Source organism: Pseudomonas sp. FH1 (assembly GCF_000510895.2).
Taxonomy (GTDB): Bacteria; Pseudomonadota; Gammaproteobacteria; order Pseudomonadales; family Pseudomonadaceae; genus Aquipseudomonas; species Aquipseudomonas azotoformans_A.
Window position 1 is genome coordinate 118,026 of record NZ_AOHM01000013.1, and the last position, 15,907, is coordinate 133,932.

General features: G+C 60.6%; 16 protein-coding genes. 10 read left to right on the forward strand and 6 right to left on the reverse strand.

The genetic code is table 11. From position 1 onward, the window contains the following. The first annotated feature begins 168 nt into the window (after nucleotides 1-168). The 6 genes from H096_RS05970 (at nucleotide 169) to H096_RS05995 (ending at nucleotide 7,528) form a co-directional block, all read left to right on the forward strand. Nucleotides 169-2,202, forward strand: coding sequence for an ABC transporter permease subunit (locus H096_RS05970; RefSeq protein ID WP_191982995.1), 2,034 nt, complete (start codon nucleotides 169-171; stop codon nucleotides 2,200-2,202). A 15-nt stretch (nucleotides 2,203-2,217) separates the two neighbouring features. Continuing rightward, on the forward strand, nucleotides 2,218-3,888 hold the full coding sequence (gene pstA / locus H096_RS05975) for a phosphate ABC transporter permease PstA (RefSeq protein WP_033897271.1): 1,671 nt from the start codon (nucleotides 2,218-2,220) through the stop codon (nucleotides 3,886-3,888). A gap of 93 nt (nucleotides 3,889-3,981) precedes the next feature. Then, the gene (pstB, locus tag H096_RS05980; RefSeq protein WP_025856391.1) at nucleotides 3,982-4,815 is read left to right on the forward strand and encodes a phosphate ABC transporter ATP-binding protein PstB; all 834 of its coding nucleotides are present in this window, start codon (nucleotides 3,982-3,984) and stop codon (nucleotides 4,813-4,815) included. A 114-nt stretch (nucleotides 4,816-4,929) separates the two neighbouring features. Next, a complete protein-coding gene (phoU, locus tag H096_RS05985; RefSeq protein ID WP_016978634.1) occupies nucleotides 4,930-5,691 on the forward strand; it encodes a phosphate signaling complex protein PhoU in 762 nt (253 codons plus the stop codon). Between the two features lie 169 nt (nucleotides 5,692-5,860). Further along, a complete protein-coding gene (locus tag H096_RS05990) occupies nucleotides 5,861-6,769 on the forward strand; it encodes a response regulator (protein WP_016978633.1) in 909 nt (302 codons plus the stop codon). Between the two features lie 87 nt (nucleotides 6,770-6,856). Further along, nucleotides 6,857-7,528 (forward strand): peptidoglycan DD-metalloendopeptidase family protein, encoded by a 672-nt coding sequence (locus tag H096_RS05995; protein WP_033897272.1) that lies wholly within the window; start codon nucleotides 6,857-6,859, stop codon nucleotides 7,526-7,528. Between the two features lie 3 nt (nucleotides 7,529-7,531). Here H096_RS05995 and H096_RS06000 read toward each other — a convergent pair whose 3' ends face one another. The 3 genes from H096_RS06000 to phoB form a co-directional block, all read right to left on the reverse strand. Then, on the reverse strand, nucleotides 7,532-8,872 hold the full coding sequence (locus H096_RS06000; RefSeq protein ID WP_010207573.1) for a hemolysin family protein: 1,341 nt from the start codon (nucleotides 8,870-8,872) through the stop codon (nucleotides 7,532-7,534). Between the two features lie 124 nt (nucleotides 8,873-8,996). Then, nucleotides 8,997-10,283, reverse strand: coding sequence for a phosphate regulon sensor histidine kinase PhoR (gene phoR / locus H096_RS06005; RefSeq protein ID WP_237142560.1), 1,287 nt, complete (start codon nucleotides 10,281-10,283; stop codon nucleotides 8,997-8,999). Nucleotides 10,284-10,354: 71 nt separating this feature from the next. After that, nucleotides 10,355-11,044: a phosphate regulon transcriptional regulator PhoB gene (phoB, locus tag H096_RS06010; RefSeq protein ID WP_003176964.1), complete on the reverse strand. Its 690-nt coding sequence runs from the start codon at nucleotides 11,042-11,044 to the stop codon at nucleotides 10,355-10,357. A 155-nt stretch (nucleotides 11,045-11,199) separates the two neighbouring features. Here phoB and H096_RS06015 point away from each other — a divergent pair, with 155 nt between their 5' ends. Further along, complete coding sequence (locus H096_RS06015) at nucleotides 11,200-11,580, forward strand: hypothetical protein (RefSeq protein WP_033897274.1); 381 nt, start codon at nucleotides 11,200-11,202, stop codon at nucleotides 11,578-11,580. Nucleotides 11,581-11,612: 32 nt separating this feature from the next. On the opposite strand, the gene ubiA is transcribed toward H096_RS06015, so the two are convergent. Continuing rightward, nucleotides 11,613-12,503 (reverse strand): 4-hydroxybenzoate octaprenyltransferase, encoded by an 891-nt coding sequence (gene ubiA / locus H096_RS06020; protein ID WP_033897275.1) that lies wholly within the window; start codon nucleotides 12,501-12,503, stop codon nucleotides 11,613-11,615. After that, complete coding sequence (locus H096_RS06025) at nucleotides 12,503-13,066, reverse strand: chorismate lyase (RefSeq protein WP_033897276.1); 564 nt, start codon at nucleotides 13,064-13,066, stop codon at nucleotides 12,503-12,505. The genes ubiA and H096_RS06025 overlap by 1 nt, the downstream gene beginning before the upstream one ends. 194 nt (nucleotides 13,067-13,260) lie before the next feature. Here H096_RS06025 and H096_RS06030 point away from each other — a divergent pair, with 194 nt between their 5' ends. From H096_RS06030 to H096_RS06040, 3 genes are all read left to right on the forward strand, one after another. Beyond that, a complete protein-coding gene (locus H096_RS06030; RefSeq protein ID WP_015886569.1) occupies nucleotides 13,261-13,428 on the forward strand; it encodes a rubredoxin in 168 nt (55 codons plus the stop codon). 37 nt (nucleotides 13,429-13,465) lie between these two features. Further along, nucleotides 13,466-14,614 carry an FAD-dependent oxidoreductase gene (locus H096_RS06035; protein ID WP_033897277.1) on the forward strand — a complete coding sequence of 383 codons (1,149 nt, stop codon included), beginning with the start codon at nucleotides 13,466-13,468 and terminating at the stop codon, nucleotides 14,612-14,614. A gap of 191 nt (nucleotides 14,615-14,805) precedes the next feature. Further along, nucleotides 14,806-15,081, forward strand: a complete 276-nt coding sequence (locus H096_RS06040; protein ID WP_003176958.1) for an HU family DNA-binding protein — start codon at nucleotides 14,806-14,808, stop codon at nucleotides 15,079-15,081. A 168-nt stretch (nucleotides 15,082-15,249) separates the two neighbouring features. Here H096_RS06040 and H096_RS06045 read toward each other — a convergent pair whose 3' ends face one another. Next, nucleotides 15,250-15,819, reverse strand: coding sequence for a hypothetical protein (locus H096_RS06045; RefSeq protein WP_033897278.1), 570 nt, complete (start codon nucleotides 15,817-15,819; stop codon nucleotides 15,250-15,252). Nucleotides 15,820-15,907 lie beyond the last annotated feature (88 nt).

Genomic DNA, 15,907 nt, shown 5'->3' on the forward strand with positions numbered 1-15,907 from the left:
CGCCGCATTCGCGCGCTCAAGGATCGCCTGACCCGTTGGTATGTGCTGGTCGGCGGCCTCGCCGTCCTCGGCGCCATCACCCTGATTTTCTTCTTCTTGGCCTATGTCGTCGCGCCGCTGTTCCAAGGTGCCTCATTGACCAAGGAAGATGCCCTGACCCCGGCCTGGATCCAGGACGCGGGCAAGCCGCTGATGATCTCCCTCGAAGAACAGAACCAAGTCGCCATGCGGGTTTCCGACAAGGGCCAGGCACTGTTCTTTAATGTGGAAACCGGCGCCGAACTCAAGCGTGTCGACCTGCCATTGCCTGCCGGCACCAGCGTTGCCTCTATCGGTGAAGACCAGCCCGGTAGCCCGTTGGTGATCCTCGGTCTGTCCAATGGCCAGTCCATGGTGTTCCGCCACACCTATAAGGTGTCCTACCCGGACGGCAAGAAAACCATTACGCCTGCGATCGAATACCCCTACGGTGAAACGCCGATCGTACTGGATGACGCCGGTCGCCCGCTGGAGCATGTCGCCCTTAACGCCACCGATTCCACCTTGGTGGTTGCAGGCTCCGCCGGTTCGCACTTGAACGTGTTGTCCCTGAGCCGCGAAGAAAACATGATGACTGGCGAAGTCACCAGCGAGCAGAAGCGCATCGAACTGCCGCAGATGACCGAGCCGGTGAAGGCGATCTTCATCGACCCACGCCAGCAATGGTTGTACGTGATCAACGGCCGCGCCCTGGCCGATGTGTTCAGCCTGCGCGACAAGAGCCTCAACGGGCGCTACAAATTGCTCGAAGACGGCACGGCCGAAATCACCGCCAGCACGCAACTGGTGGGCGGTATTTCGCTGATCGTCGGTAACTCCAAAGGCGGCCTGGCCCAGTGGTTCATGGCCCGCGACCCGGATGGCGAGCAGCGCTTCAAGCAGATCCGCACCTTCCAGATGGGAACCACGCCTATCGTAGAAATTTCTGCCGAAGAACGTCGCAAAGGCTTCACCGCCCTCGATGCTTCCGGCAAGTTCGGCGTGTTCCACAGCACCGCGCACCGCACCCTGTTGGTCGACCCTGTAGTCGATGGCCAAGGCGTGTACGGCATGTCGCCACGGGCCAACCGCGTGATCGTCGAAGCCGGCGGCAAGCTGCAGCCGTTGATGCTCGACAACCCGCACCCGGAAGTGTCCTGGAGCGCACTGTGGAGCAAGGTTTGGTACGAGAACTACGACGAGCCTAAATACGTCTGGCAATCGACCGCCGCCAACACCGATTTCGAACCCAAGATGAGCCTGGCCCCGCTGACCTTCGGCACCCTGAAGGCTGCGTTCTACGCCATGCTGCTGGCTGCACCTTTGGCCGTTGCCGCCGCGATCTACACCGCGTACTTCATGGCCCCGAGCCTGCGTCGCAAGGTCAAGCCGGTGATCGAACTGATGGAAGCCATGCCGACGGTGATCCTCGGCTTCTTCGCCGGCCTTTTCCTGGCGCCGTATGTGGAAGGGCATCTACCGGGCATCTTCAGCCTGTTGATGCTATTGCCGATTGGCATCCTGGTGGCCGGTTTTGTCTTCAGCCGCTTGCCTGAATCGATCCGCCTGCGCGTTCCCGATGGTTGGGAAAGCGCGATCCTGATCCCGGTGATCCTGTTCGTGGGCTGGCTCTCGCTGTACATGAGCCCGTACCTGGAAACCTGGTTCTTCGGCGGCGACATGCGCATGTGGATCTCCCACGACCTGGGCATCACCTACGACCAGCGCAACGCTCTGGTAGTCGGGTTGGCCATGGGCTTCGCAGTGATCCCGAACATCTACTCCATCGCCGAAGACGCCGTGTTCAGCGTGCCGCGCGGCTTGACCCTGGGCTCGCTGGCCTTGGGCGCCACACCGTGGCAGACCATGACACGCGTGGTCATCCTGACCGCCAGCCCGGGTATCTTCTCGGCGCTGATGATCGGCATGGGCCGTGCTGTCGGCGAGACCATGATCGTGTTGATGGCCACCGGTAACACCCCGGTGATGGAGATGAACCTGTTCGAGGGCCTGCGCACCCTGGCGGCCAACGTGGCGGTGGAAATGCCCGAGTCGGAAGTCGGCGGCAGTCACTACCGCGTGCTGTTCCTCTCGGCGCTGGTGCTGCTGCTGTTCACCTTCATCATGAACACCCTCGCGGAGCTGATCCGTCAGCGTCTGCGCAAGAAATACTCGTCGCTTTAAGAAAGGTAGAAGTCTGTGAAACAGAACTCCCTGAATGGATGGTTCAAGAGCGGCGCCCCCGGCGTCTGGATCAGCGGTGGCGCGGTGTCCATCGCGGTCATCATGACCATTGGTTTGCTGGCGGTGATTGCCGTGCGTGGCCTCGGCCACTTCTGGCCGGCCGACCTGATCCAGGCCAACTACAACGTGCCGGGCCAGGCCAACCATATCGTCATCGGCGAAGTGGTGCAGAAAGAAGAAGTGCCTCGCGAGCGCCTGAAAAGCGCTGGCCTGCCGGTGCCGGACCAAGGCCCGGAGTTCATGACCCGCGAGCTGATCAAGGTCGGCAACCGTGACCTGAACGGCAACGACTTCACCTGGATCGTCGGCGAGTGGCTCAAGGACCAGACCACGCCGGCGAACCTGATGACCATCGAGCGTCGTGAGTGGGGCAATTTCTACGGCACCCTGGTCAACGTCAAGCAGGACGGCAAGGTCATCGCCGAAGGCGAGGCCGCATGGCCGGAGCTGCAGGCCCGTGTGGATCGCGTCAACAAGCTGGCCGCCCAGCTCAAGACCCTGGAGAAATCCGACATCGGCGCGATCAACGCCGGTCTCGAACGTATCCGCCTGCACGGCCGCAAGCTGGAGCTGGAAGGCAAGCTCGACGCTGCCGCCCAGGCCGACATGGATGCTGACCGCGCAGAACTGAATGCCCGCTACCAGGACATCGAAGCCCGCCTGGCCGACCTGCACGCCCAGTTCAACCGCGACGCGCTGACCGCCCGCGACGGCAACGGCAAGGAAGTGGAAATCGGCATCGGCAAAGTGGTGCACGCCTATCAGCCGAACGCCATGGGCACGATCACCAAGATCGGCTTCTACTTCAGCAAGGTCTGGGAATTCCTCAGCGATGACCCACGGGAAGCCAACACCGAAGGCGGGATTTTCCCGGCCATCTTCGGCACCGTGATGATGACCCTGATCATGGCGATGATCGTCACCCCGTTCGGCGTGCTGGCGGCGGTGTACCTGCGTGAATACGCCAAGCAGAACACCCTGACCCGCGTCATCCGTATCGCTGTGAACAACCTGGCCGGTGTACCGGCCATCGTCTACGGCGTGTTCGGCCTGGGCTTCTTCGTGTATGTATTGGGTGGTTCGGTTGACCGCCTGTTCTTCGCCGAAGCCCTGCCGGCGCCGACCTTCGGCACGCCGGGCCTGCTGTGGGCCTCGCTGACCCTGGCGCTGCTGGCGGTGCCGGTGGTGATCGTGGCCACCGAAGAAGGCCTGGCGCGGATTCCTCGCACCGTACGCGAAGGCTCCCTGGCACTGGGCGCGACCAAGGCGGAAACGCTGTGGAAGATCGTGCTGCCGATGGCCAGCCCGGCGATGATGACCGGCATGATCCTCGCCGTGGCCCGCGCCGCGGGCGAAGTGGCGCCGCTGATGCTGGTCGGTGTGGTGAAACTGGCGCCGTCGCTGCCGCTGGATGGCAACTACCCGTACCTGCACCTGGACCAGAAGATCATGCACCTGGGCTTCCATATCTATGACGTCGGCTTCCAGAGCCCTAACGTCGAAGCCGCACGGCCGCTGGTGTACGCCACTGCGTTGCTGCTGGTGCTGGTGATCGCCACGCTCAACTTGTCGGCGGTGTGGATCCGTAACCACCTGCGCGAAAAATACAAAGCGCTAGACAGCTAAAGCTATTAGCCACAAGCGGCAAGCTACAAGCCGCTTTTGCTCAAATCTTGCAGCTTGCAGCTAAAGGCTGGCAGCTACGAACGGAGTGAGACCATGCAACAAGACACCCACACCCACGGCATCAACATGTCTGCCCTGGGTCGCGACAAGCAGAGCCTGAGCCTGGCCCAGGAAACCGTGGCCATCGAAGTGCCGGGCCTGAGCCTGTACTACGGTGAAAAGCAGGCGCTGTTCGACGTCAGCATGAACATCCCCAAGCAGCGCGTGACCGCCTTCATCGGCCCGTCGGGCTGCGGTAAGTCCACGCTGCTGCGCACCTTCAACCGCATGAACGACCTGGTGGACGGCTGCCGCGTAGACGGTGCCATCAACCTCTACGGCACCAATATCTACCGCAAGGGCGAAGACGTGGCCGAGCTGCGTCGTCGCGTGGGCATGGTGTTCCAGAAGCCCAACCCGTTCCCCAAGACCATCTACGAAAACGTGGTCTACGGCCTGCGCATCCAGGGCATCAACAAGAAGCGCATCCTCGACGAAGCCGTCGAGTGGGCCTTGAAAGGCGCGGCGCTGTGGGACGAAGTCAAAGACCGTCTGCACGACTCGGCCCTCGGCCTGTCCGGCGGTCAGCAACAGCGTCTGGTCATTGCCCGCACCATCGCGGTTGAGCCGGAAGTGCTGCTGCTCGACGAACCTTGCTCGGCACTCGACCCGATCTCCACGCTGAAAGTCGAAGAGCTGATCTACGAGCTGAAATCCAAGTTCACCATCGTCATCGTGACCCACAACATGCAACAGGCGGCGCGGGTTTCCGACTACACCGCGTTCATGTACATGGGCAAACTGGTGGAGTTCGGCGATACCGATACCCTGTTCACCAATCCGGCGAAGAAGCAGACCGAAGACTACATCACCGGTCGTTATGGCTAGTTGGGGCAGCTGCAAGCCGCAAGTTTCAAGCGGCAAGTAAAGGAAGTTTGATTAACGACACACATCAGCTTGCAGCTTGTAGCTTGCGGCTTACAGCTTTTGCGGAGCAAAACCATGATTTCGAAGGAAGGCCTTACCCACCACATCTCCGCGCAGTTCAACGCCGAGCTTGAGGAAGTGCGCAGCCACCTCCTGGCGATGGGCGGGCTGGTGGAGAAGCAAGTCAACGACGCCGTCACCGCGCTGATTGAGGCCGACTCGGGCCTGGCCCAGCAAGTGCGTGAGATCGACGACCAGATCAACCAGATGGAACGCAACATCGACGAAGAATGCCTGCGCATTCTGGCCCGTCGCCAGCCGGCGGCGTCCGACCTGCGTTTGATCATCAGCATCTCCAAGTCGGTGATCGACCTGGAGCGCATCGGCGACGAAGCCACCAAGATCGCCCGCCGTGCCATCCAACTGTGCGAAGAAGGCGAAGCGCCGCGCGGTTACGTGGAAGTGCGCCACATCGGCGACCAGGTGCGCAACATGGTGCGCGATGCCCTCGACGCCTTTGCTCGCTTCGATGCTGAGCTGGCACTGTCGGTGGCCCAGTACGACAAGATCATCGACCGCGAATACAAGACCGCGCTGCGTGAACTCGCGACCTACATGATGGAAGACCCCCGCTCTATCTCGCGGGTCTTGAGCATTATCTGGGTGCTGCGTTCCCTGGAGCGTATCGGCGACCACGCGCGCAATATCTCGGAATTGGTGATTTACCTGGTGCGCGGCACCGACGTACGGCACATGGGCCTCAAGCGCATGAAGGCCGAAGTTGAAGGTTCGGCTGATCTTATCCCTAATGTTCCGGGCCAAACTGACGATAAGTAAGGTTGCCCGAGAAATTAACGCCCGGCCTTTGGTCGGGCGTTTTTGTTTGTGGCCACTGAATTTTTTGCACGTTGAGCGAGATAAATTCCCAACGTGACTACCGAGTTTTGGCAAAATGCCATCAGTCAGGCGTCTTGCGTGCCGAAGTTTTAATTAGGATGAAGGGTCGATGAGTAAAGTCAGTGTATTGGTGGTGGATGACGCCTCGTTTATCCGCGACTTGGTGAAGAAGTGCCTGCGCAACTACTTCCCCGGGATCAAGCTTGAAGACGCGGTGAACGGCAAAAAGGCCCAGGCCATCCTGATGCGCGAGAGCTTCGACCTGGTGCTGTGCGACTGGGAAATGCCGGAGATGTCCGGCCTTGAATTGTTGACCTGGTGCCGTGAGCAGCCTCACCTCAAGGCAATGCCGTTCGTGATGGTGACCAGCCGTGGCGACAAGGAAAACGTGGTCCAGGCCATCCAGGCCGGAGTATCGGGTTACGTCAGCAAGCCGTTCACCAACGAGCAGTTGTTGAACAAGGTCAAGCAGGCCCTGCACAAAATCGGGCGCCTCGACGCCTTGGTCGCCAGTGCTCCGACCAAAATGAACTCTGCCTTCGGTAACGATTCTCTGAGCGCACTGACCGGCGGTAAGCCCGAAGCGGCGCGTGCAGCGCCGGTTGTTGCAGCCGCTCCAGCGCCGAGCAAAGGCTTGCTCAACAGCCCGCCGGTACAAGCCCCTTCAGCAGCGCCGGCCGGCGGTCGTGGCCAGGGCCAGCTGCGCCTGTCCAGCGGCAACCAGCAATGCGTGATCAAGGCGCTGAGCATCAAGGAAGCGCTGCTGGTGGTACGTCGTGGCGAAGTCCTGCCTCAGGTACTTGAAAGCGCCGTGCTCGACCTGGAGCAGGGCGACAACGCCGAAGTGGCCCGTCTCAACGGCTACCTGCACGCCATCGTCGCCTTTGAGCCCAAGCCTGACAGCGATTGGCTGCAGCTGACCTTCCGGTTTATTGACCAGGACGCGCAGAAGCTCGACTACATCTCCCGCCTGATCGCACGGGGTACGGCGCAGAAGCATTTTGTGCCGGGTGCCTGATTTGTAGTGAGCGGGCAAGCCCGCTCACTACAGACTGTAACGATCCCTTGCTAACCTGCCGCTCAGTCATCCCGGCAGGTTCACGCCATGCTCATGCGCTTATTGCTGTGCGGTGGGCTGGCAACGGTCGCTTTGTCGACCCAGGCCATGACCCTCTACAAATCCACCGATGCCAACGGCGTGGTGTTTTTCAGTGACCGGCATACTCCAGGCGCCCAGGCGTTTGTGATTCAGGAGCGCAAGGTCGAACGCGTGAAGCCGCCGATGCTGGTCGTGCCCAAACCGAGTGATCAACAGCAGGCCTACCGCTACCCTTTGCCCTGGCGTGGCGGCCCGTTTCGCCTGAGCCAAGGCCCCAACGGCAGCTTCAGCCATACCGACGCCAAGAGCCGCTACGCCATGGACATCGCCATGCCCGAGGGCACGCCGATTATTGCGGCGCGCAGCGGAATGGTGGTGAAGACCGAGAATGAGCAGGTCGGGCGTGGCAATGATGCGTCGGGGAATTTTGTGCGAGTGCGTCATGACGACGGCAGTGAGGCGGTGTACCTGCACCTCAAGCAAGGTTCGGTCAGCGTCCGGGTTGGGCAGCGTGTGGCGGTGGGAAGCCCGCTGGCCCTGTCGGGCAATACCGGCAACAGCAGCGGGCCGCACTTGCATTTCGTGGTGCAGCGCGCCACTGAGGCGGGGTTGGTGTCGATCCCGTATGAGTTCAACCAGCCCGTGGGTGCATTGCCCAACTTTGCGTTGGGCAATTGAGAGTCAATCCAGCAGCAGCACCTTGGCCAACACGATTTTCGGCCCTTTCATCTTCTTGATGATGATGCGCAAGCCTTCCACCTCCAGCACTTCTTCCTCTTCCGGCACGCGCTTGAGGGTGTCGTAGATCAGACCGGCCAGGGTTTCGGCTTCGATGTGATCCAGGTCCACGCCCAGCAGGCGCTCGACCTTGAACAGCGGCGTGTCGCCACGCACCAGCAGCTTGCCCGGCTGATAGGCCAGGATGCCGCGCTCGGCCTTACGGTGTTCGTCCTGGATATCGCCCACCAGCACTTCCAGCACGTCTTCCATGGTCAGGTAGCCGATGATCTTGCCGTCGGCTTCTTCCACCAGGGCGAAGTGCGCGCCGCCTTTGCGGAACTGCTCCAGCAGTTGCGACAGCGGCATGTGCCGCGACACACGCTCCAGCGGGCGGGTCAGCTCGGCCAGGTTGAACGACTCGGGGATGTGGTCCAGGGCCGCCAGTTCCAGCAGCAGGTCCTTGATGTGCAGCAGGCCCACGAATTCGTTGCGCACCGCGTCATACACCGGGTAGCGGCTGAATTTGTGGCGGCGGAACAGCGCGAGGATTTCCTTGAGCGGGGCGTTGAAGTCCAGGGTCACCAGGTCTTCTCGGGAGTTGGCCCAGTCCACCACTTCCAGTTCGCCCATTTCCACGGCGGAGGCCAGCACGCGCATGCCTTGGTCGCTCGGGTCCTGGCCACGGCTGGAGTGCAGGATCAGCTTGAGTTCTTCACGGCTGTAATGGTGTTCGTGGTGCGGGCCAGGCTCGCCTTGGCCGGCGATACGCAGGATGGCGTTGGCGCTGGCGTTGAGCAGGTAGATCGCCGGGTACATGGCCCAGTAGAACAGGTACAGCGGCACCGCCGTCCACAACGACAGCAGCTCGGGCTTGCGAATCGCCCAGGACTTGGGCGCCAGCTCACCGACCACAATGTGCAGGTAGGAAATCACGAAGAAGGCGGCAAAGAACGACACGCCCTTGATCACTTCCGGCGACTCGACGCCCACGGCGCCCAGCAACGGTTCGAGGATGTGCGCGAAGGCCGGCTCACCGACCCAACCCAGACCCAGCGAGGCGAGGGTGATACCCAGCTGGCAGGCCGACAGGTAGGCGTCGAGCTGGCTGTGCACGGTGCGCAGGATCTGCCCGCGCCAGCCGTTCTTGTGGGCGATGGCCTCGACCCGAGTGGCGCGCAATTTGACCATGGCAAATTCCGCCGCAACGAAGAAACCGTTGAGCAGTACCAGGATCAGTGCAAAAAGAATCATGCCGAAGTCGGCGAAGAGTGTAGCGAGGGTGATACCAGGGGAAGGGTCCATGATGGGGTTTTGCAGGTTCCGTGTGTTCAATAAGGGGTGGCAGGTGGGCCTGAAAGGCAGGCGCAAGTCGGCCAATGTAGCGGCTGACGGGGCGCTTGCCTAGTGCCCACTGCCGGGTGGGCCGTCAGGTGTCCTGATCAATTGCCTTTGATCGGGTCATCTGTGCTGGCGGGAAATGGCAGGTAAACGTACTGCCATGGCCCAATACGCTGCTGATCTCCAAGCGCGCGCGGTGACGCAGCAGCACATGCTTGACGATCGCCAGGCCAAGCCCGGTGCCGCCGGTGTTGGAGTTGCGGCTGGAGTCGACACGGTAGAAACGCTCGGTCAGGCGCGGCAGGTGCTTGGCGTCGATGCCGATGCCGGAGTCCTGCACGCTCAGGTGCGCGCCCTGTTCGTCGGCCCACCAGCGGATGCGGATATTGCCTTTGTCCTGGGTGTACTTCACGGCGTTGAACACCAGGTTGGAAAACGCGCTGCGCAATTCGCCTTCGCTGCCTTTGAGCAGCACGGCCGGGTCGGCTTCCAGAGTGATCTGTTGCCCGCGTTGACCGGACAGGGCCTGGGCGTCGTTCTTGATGGTCTGCAGCAGGCTTTGCACGGCGACGGGATGGTTGTCCGAGGGGTAATCGGTCGCCTCCAACTTGGCCAGCAACAGCAGGTCGTTGAGCAGTGTCTGCATACGTGAGCCTTGCTGCTGCATCTGCTGCAGGGCACGGCTCCAGCGCGGATTGATCTCGTCGACGTTGTCCAGCAGCGTCTCCAGATAGCCGCAGATTACCGTCAGCGGTGTGCGCAACTCGTGTGAGACGTTGGCGACGAAGTCTTTGCGCATCTGTTCCAGCTGGTGGATGCGGGTGACGTCGCGCACCAGCATCAGGTGTTCATTGTTGCCGTAGCGCGTCAGGTACAGCTGGATACGCACGCGGTCATTGGTGGGCGAGGGGATTTCCAGGGCTTCTTCGTAGTTCTCCTGTTCGAAGTACTCCTTGAAGCGCGGATGGCGCACCAGGTTGGTCACCGGCTGGCCGCTGTCCTGGGGCGTCTTGAGGCCCAGCAGGGTCTCGGCGGCGCGGTTCCACCATTCCAGGTTACCGTCGCTGTCGAGCATGATCACCGCATCTTTCAATGCGGCGGTGGATTCCTGCACCCGGTCGATCACCGCTTGCAGGCGCCCGCGTACCCGTTGGTCGCGGCGTTGCAAATGGTAGATGCTGTCGAACACTTCGCCCCACAGGCCGTAGCCATCGGGCGGTGCTTCGTCGGGTTTGTGCTGGCGCAGCCATTCATGCAGGCGCAGCAGTTGCTTGAGGGTCCAACCCAGGTACAAGGCAATGCCGGCTGCCAGGCTCCAGCCGTAGTAACCGCTGATCAAACCCACCAACAGGCAGCCGGTGATCAGCAAAAGCATGTGGCGGATCAGGGTGCCATGCCAGTTTTGGTTCACTTGAACATGCGTCCTTGTCAGCTGTTAAGTCAGGCTCAGCCCTTGGTGGAAAATCGATAACCGGTGCCGCGCACGGTTTGTACCAGATTCTCGTAGGCATCGCCCAAGGCTTTGCGCAGGCGGCGGATATGCACGTCCACGGTGCGCTCTTCCACATACACGTTGCCACCCCACACCTGGTCCAGCAATTGGCCGCGGGTGTAGGCGCGCTCCTGATGGGTCATGAAGAATTGCAGCAGGCGATATTCGGTCGGGCCCATCTCGGCTGGCTTGCCGTCGATGGTCACGCGGTGGCTGATCGGGTCCAGCAGTAGGCCGCCGACTTCGATGGGCGCTTCACCATCGGTCGGGCCGGCGCGGCGCAATACGGCTTTCAGACGCGCTACCAACTCGCGTGGGGAAAACGGCTTGGTGATGTAGTCATCGGCGCCAACTTCCAGGCCTTGGATCTTGTTGTCCTCTTCGCCTTTGGCGGTGAGCATGATGATCGGGATGTCCCCGGTCAGCTCGTCACGTTTGAGACGGCGGGCCAGTTCGATACCGGAGGTGCCGGGCAACATCCAGTCCAGCAGGATCAAGTCCGGCTTGCGGTCGACGATAATGGCATGGGCCTGCTGGGAGTTCTCGGCCTCCAGGCAGTCGTAGCCGGCCATTTCCAACGCAACGGCGATCATCTCGCGGATGGGCGCTTCGTCGTCAACAATCAGAATGCTCCTGCCAACCATGCTCAAAAATCCTCTTGTCATTTAACTGTCTTGCGCCGCATTAGATAACGGAATTATTGCAGTCGTGTGACAGTAATTTAGTCGCTCAGGCAATTCCCGCCTCTCTGGACTACGCTTTGGGTCCGAATCCTGACAACCACAAAAGGAAGGTTCCGATGACTTACAGCACGATTTCCTGGAAAGCCCTGCTGGTAACGGCGGCGTTGACGCTGCCGACCCTGGCATTCGCGGCGGAACCCGCGATGACGAAAGACGGGATGCTGGTCGACCACAGGGGCATGACGCTATACACCTTTGCCAAGGACGCCGATGGCAAGTCTATGTGCAACGACAAGTGCGCCACCAACTGGCCTCCGCTGATGGCTGAGTCCACCGATAAGCCCATGGGGAAATGGACCGTCATCACCCGTGACGATCAGAAAAGCCAATGGGCTTACAGCGGGAAGCCGCTCTATACCTTCATCATGGACAAGAAGGCGGGCGACATGACCGGTGAGGGCAAAATGGACGGGGCCTGGAAAGTCGCCAAACCTTGATGCATACCCCTAACGGTGAGGGGCCTGGCCCCTCATCGAAACGCGTAATCCGCCACAATCCCGACAAATATCGCCAACCCTGCCCAGTGGTTGTGCAAAAACGCCTTGAAGCACTTCATCCGATCCTTGTCCCGTGTATACCAGAACTCCCAGGCAAAACAGCCCGCCGCCGCCAGCAACCCCAGGTGGAACCAGCCGCCCAGCTCAAACCGTGCCCCGGCCAACAACAGGCAGCCCAGTGATAGCCCCTGCAAGGTCAGAATGATCACGCGATCAGCTTCACCAAACAGGATGGCCGTAGATTTCACACCGATTTTCAAATCGTCATCGCGATCGGTCATCGCGTAATAGGTGTCGTAGCCCACCGTCCACAGCAGGTTGGCGATATACAGCAGCCACGCGGTGGCGGGCAGGCTGCCGGTCTCGGCAGTGAACGCCATCGGCATGCCCCAGGAAAACGCCGCCCCCAGCACCACCTGCGGGTAGTAGGTGTAGCGCTTCATGAACGGGTAGCTCGCCGCCAGGGCCAGGCCGCCGAGGGACAGCAGGATGGTGGTGGCGTTGGTCAGCAGCACCAGCAGGAAACTGATGCCCATCAGCACCGCGAAAAACACCAGCGCCTCTTTCGAACTGATCTTGCCGCTCACCAGCGGGCGCTGCTCGGTGCGCTTCACATGGCCGTCGACCTTGCGGTCGGCCCAGTCATTGATCACGCAGCCACCGGCGCGGGTCAGCACCACACCCAGCACAAAAATCACAATATTGAGCAGGGACGGCGAGCCCTTGCCGGCGATCCACAGCGCCCACAGCGTCGGCCACAACAGCAGGTAGATGCCGATGGGCTTGTCCATGCGGGTCAGTTGGATGAAGTCCCAGGCCCTCGGGTTCAAGTGGTTCAGGGATTTGAGCAGACGCTGGTACATCAGCAGTTCTCCGGATGGGCGTGCAACGCGTGCCAGAAGCTGGGCAGAAAGACCTCTGCGACCAACACGCTCAGCGGCCCGCGATCAAAACGTGAACGGCGCGCCCATAGTCCGTCGACCTGATCCGCCGCAGGCAGCCATTCTATTGGGTAATGGCACACCTCGATGGCCTGGCGCGTGAATGCCTGGTCGCAGAACAACAATTCGCCCAGTGAGCGGCTGCCCAACTCATCCATATGCAAGCCGTCGCCCTGCAAGGCGCTGCGTGCCGCCACGCTGCGCGCGAACACCCAAGGCTGGCCGTGCCCGCGCAAATACACCTCGCGTACCCAGCCGATACTGGCCGGTGGCAATGCCAGGGCGGCGCATTCATCGTCTCGCAACGGTTGCCAGCCCTCGAACAGCGGCGTCACGCTGAAACCGTCGTTGGACAGCCACGTCAGCCGCCGTGTCAGTGAGTCTTCGTTGAACAGCCAATTGAGGGTCAAGGGCGCGGGCGCAGGGTGCAGAAGGCTCTGGATCAGCCATTGGCAAGCATCGGGAGGGTCGATTGAGTGCGGCACGGTGAGTCAGTATTGGCAGCAAAAGAGGCGGCGAGCTTACCATGACGCCTCTGGTTTTTGCCGGACCGAACCGGCTGTTTGCGTCGATCGTGCTTGCATCTGCCGGCCCCGATCAGTACAAAACGCCCTGAGCCGCACGGCAACGCGGGTCTATCGACCGTCGGCCAAGATGCCTGACCCTGAGGAAGCAAGTGATGAAGAAGTGGCAATGTGTAGTCTGTGGCCTGATCTATGACGAGAAAGACGGCTGGCCGGATGACGGAATTCTGCCTGGCACCCGTTGGGAAGACGTCCCGGAAGACTGGCTGTGCCCGGACTGCGGCGTGGGCAAAATGGATTTCGAAATGATCGAAATCGGCTGATTTTTGGTTTTCAGATAAGTACTACAAGGAGAAAGGAATGAACGCACCTGTCGTGATCATCGGCACAGGATTGGCCGGTTACAACGTGGCCCGAGAGTTTCGCAAGCTCGACAGCGAGACCCCGTTGTTGCTGATCACCGCCGATGACGGGCGTTCCTACTCCAAGCCCATGCTCTCCACCGGCTTTGGCAAGAACAAGGAAGCCGATGGCCTGAGCATGGCTGAACCTGGCGCCATGGCCGAGCAACTCAAGGCCGAAGTGCGCACCCATACCCGTGTCAGCGGCATCGACCCTGGCCACAAGCGCTTGTGGATCGGTGAGGAAGCGGTGGCTTACCGCGACCTGATCCTGGCCTGGGGCGCCGAAACCGTGCGTGTACCGGTGGAAGGTGATGCAGCTGAGCTGATTTTCCCCATCAATGACCTCGAAGACTACGCGCGCTTCCGTACCGCCGCTGCCGGCAAGCGCCGCGTATTGCTGCTTGGCGCGGGCTTGATCGGCTGTGAATTCGCCAACGACCTGATCCTCGGTGGTTACGAAATCGACCTGGTGGCACCTTGCGAGCAAGTCATGCCGACCCTGCTGCACCCGGCCGCGGCCGCAGCGGTACAGGCCGGGCTGCAAAGCCTCGGCGCACGCTTCCATCTTGGCCCAGTACTCAATCGCCTGCAGCGCACCGCGGACGGCCTGGAAGCCCATCTGTCGGACGGTGAAGTCATCGCCTGCGACCTGGTGGTCTCGGCCATCGGCCTGCGCCCGCGTGTGGACCTTGCCGCCGCCGCCGGCCTGCAGACCAATCGCGGGATCACGGTGGACCGTCACCTCAAGACCTCCCACGCCAACATCTATGCCCTGGGCGATTGCGCCGAGGTCGACGGCCTGAACCTGCTGTACGTGATGCCGCTGATGAGCTGCGCCCGCGCGCTGGCCCAGACCCTGGCCGGCAACGCCACGTCGGTCAGCTACGGCCCGATGCCGGTGACCGTCAAGACGCCGGTCTGCCCGCTGGTGGTCTCGCCACCGCCACGGGGCACCGAAGGCGTGTGGAGCGTTGAAGGCGAGGGCGCCGATATCAAGGCCCTGTGCCGCGACGCCAGCGGCCGCCTGCTGGGCTACGCCCTGACGGGCAGCGCCGTGATGGAAAAACTCGCCCTCAATAAAGAACTTCCGCCGTTGCTGGCGTAAATACCGGTCGTTCTGTCGGAATAACCGCGTTTTTCACCCTAGAAAGGTCGCCGCAAGACTGGCGGAGCGTGCGAGGGCATGCCATCCTCACTCCCGTCTGCCGCAGAGTAGAGCCTGCGGCGCTTTGGGCGCTGCTCCAGAAGAGAGCAGCACGGACATAACAACAAAAAACCGTCAAAGAGGCTTCACTTATGCGTAAACCAGAACTCGCAGCCGCCATCGCTGAAAAAGCGGATCTCACCAAAGAACAGGCCAACCGCGTCCTCAACGCCGTTCTCGAAGAAATCACCGGCGCCCTGCACCGCAAGGACAGCGTCACCCTGGTTGGCTTCGGCACCTTCCTGCAACGCCATCGCGGCGCCCGCACCGGCAAAAACCCACAGACCGGCGAACCGGTGAAAATCAAGGCCAGCAACACTGTTGCGTTCAAACCGGGCAAATCGCTGAAAGACACTGTTAACGCGTAAGGGCGTTACCGTCTCGAAGGAGGCGGGGTGGTAGGAAAAATGGGCACGCCGACGGGGTTGGGTGCCCATTTTTTGTGGGATGTGGGAAAATGTTGAGTTCCAAAACGATTAAATAGATCCGTCCCCTTTATCGCCATCACCTTTATCGTTGAGTAAGCGATCTATTTCTTATTTGGAGTCAAACAGTTCTTGCGTATGCAGGACTGCCTTGCTTACGCGCTCTGAAGCGGTAGCGCTATCGATGCGTAAGTCGTCGGGTATGTGCTCATAGTCCATGGCATCGTTCTCCGTTAGCGCACCACGCAGATGAGCAATTACTCTGAAAATAATGTGATTCATACGCCAGCAAATCGAGGGTTCAATATTTACCAACTGTTCCTCAGATGCGGGCGTGCTTACACCGCCAGTCCAGATTTCTGACTCAAACGCGAATTGAATTCTGTCGTAACCAGAGGTCGATTTTATGTAGTCCGGGTCACTGAAAAGAATCTTCCAGCGAGGAATATCTGAAAAACGCATGCTGCAGAAAATCGGTCGAAACAAACGTTTTGAGGTGTCCACCTCGCTAATCGAGGTTGGGATTTGTGTATAGAATTTCTCAAAAACCTCAATCAGATGTCCCAGCGCAGGAGGAATCAGCTCGATATAGCGTGCAATCACAAAGCCAGGCTCATCTGAAGCGTTGAGGGCTGGGATGTAGAAAAGATCACCCGGCTTGGGTGCCTTGAGGGTTTTCATACAGCAGCCTCTTTTAGGTACGGCCGATAAAGGGGTCAGATTTGAATCGCCCCTAGTTTCGTAGACACCTCCAAGCCTTAAAATGAGG

What these genes read in the sequence shown, in the direction of transcription:
- H096_RS05995 (WP_033897272.1), top strand. Translation starts at nt 6,857, where the DNA reads ATGCTCATGCGCTTATTGCTGTGCGGTGGGCTGGCAACGGTCGCTTTG.
- H096_RS06045 (WP_033897278.1), bottom strand. Translation starts at nt 15,819, where the DNA reads ATGAAAACCCTCAAGGCACCCAAGCCGGGTGATCTTTTCTACATCCCA.
- H096_RS06040 (WP_003176958.1), top strand. Translation starts at nt 14,806, where the DNA reads ATGCGTAAACCAGAACTCGCAGCCGCCATCGCTGAAAAAGCGGATCTC.
- ubiA (WP_033897275.1), bottom strand. Translation starts at nt 12,503, where the DNA reads ATGTACCAGCGTCTGCTCAAATCCCTGAACCACTTGAACCCGAGGGCC.
- pstB (WP_025856391.1), top strand. Translation starts at nt 3,982, where the DNA reads ATGCAACAAGACACCCACACCCACGGCATCAACATGTCTGCCCTGGGT.
- H096_RS06015 (WP_033897274.1), top strand. Translation starts at nt 11,200, where the DNA reads ATGACTTACAGCACGATTTCCTGGAAAGCCCTGCTGGTAACGGCGGCG.
- phoR (WP_237142560.1), bottom strand. Translation starts at nt 10,283, where the DNA reads ATGCTTTTGCTGATCACCGGCTGCCTGTTGGTGGGTTTGATCAGCGGT.
- H096_RS06000 (WP_010207573.1), bottom strand. Translation starts at nt 8,872, where the DNA reads ATGGACCCTTCCCCTGGTATCACCCTCGCTACACTCTTCGCCGACTTC.
- H096_RS06030 (WP_015886569.1), top strand. Translation starts at nt 13,261, where the DNA reads ATGAAGAAGTGGCAATGTGTAGTCTGTGGCCTGATCTATGACGAGAAA.
- H096_RS06035 (WP_033897277.1), top strand. Translation starts at nt 13,466, where the DNA reads ATGAACGCACCTGTCGTGATCATCGGCACAGGATTGGCCGGTTACAAC.
- phoB (WP_003176964.1), bottom strand. Translation starts at nt 11,044, where the DNA reads ATGGTTGGCAGGAGCATTCTGATTGTTGACGACGAAGCGCCCATCCGC.
- phoU (WP_016978634.1), top strand. Translation starts at nt 4,930, where the DNA reads ATGATTTCGAAGGAAGGCCTTACCCACCACATCTCCGCGCAGTTCAAC.
- H096_RS05990 (WP_016978633.1), top strand. Translation starts at nt 5,861, where the DNA reads ATGAGTAAAGTCAGTGTATTGGTGGTGGATGACGCCTCGTTTATCCGC.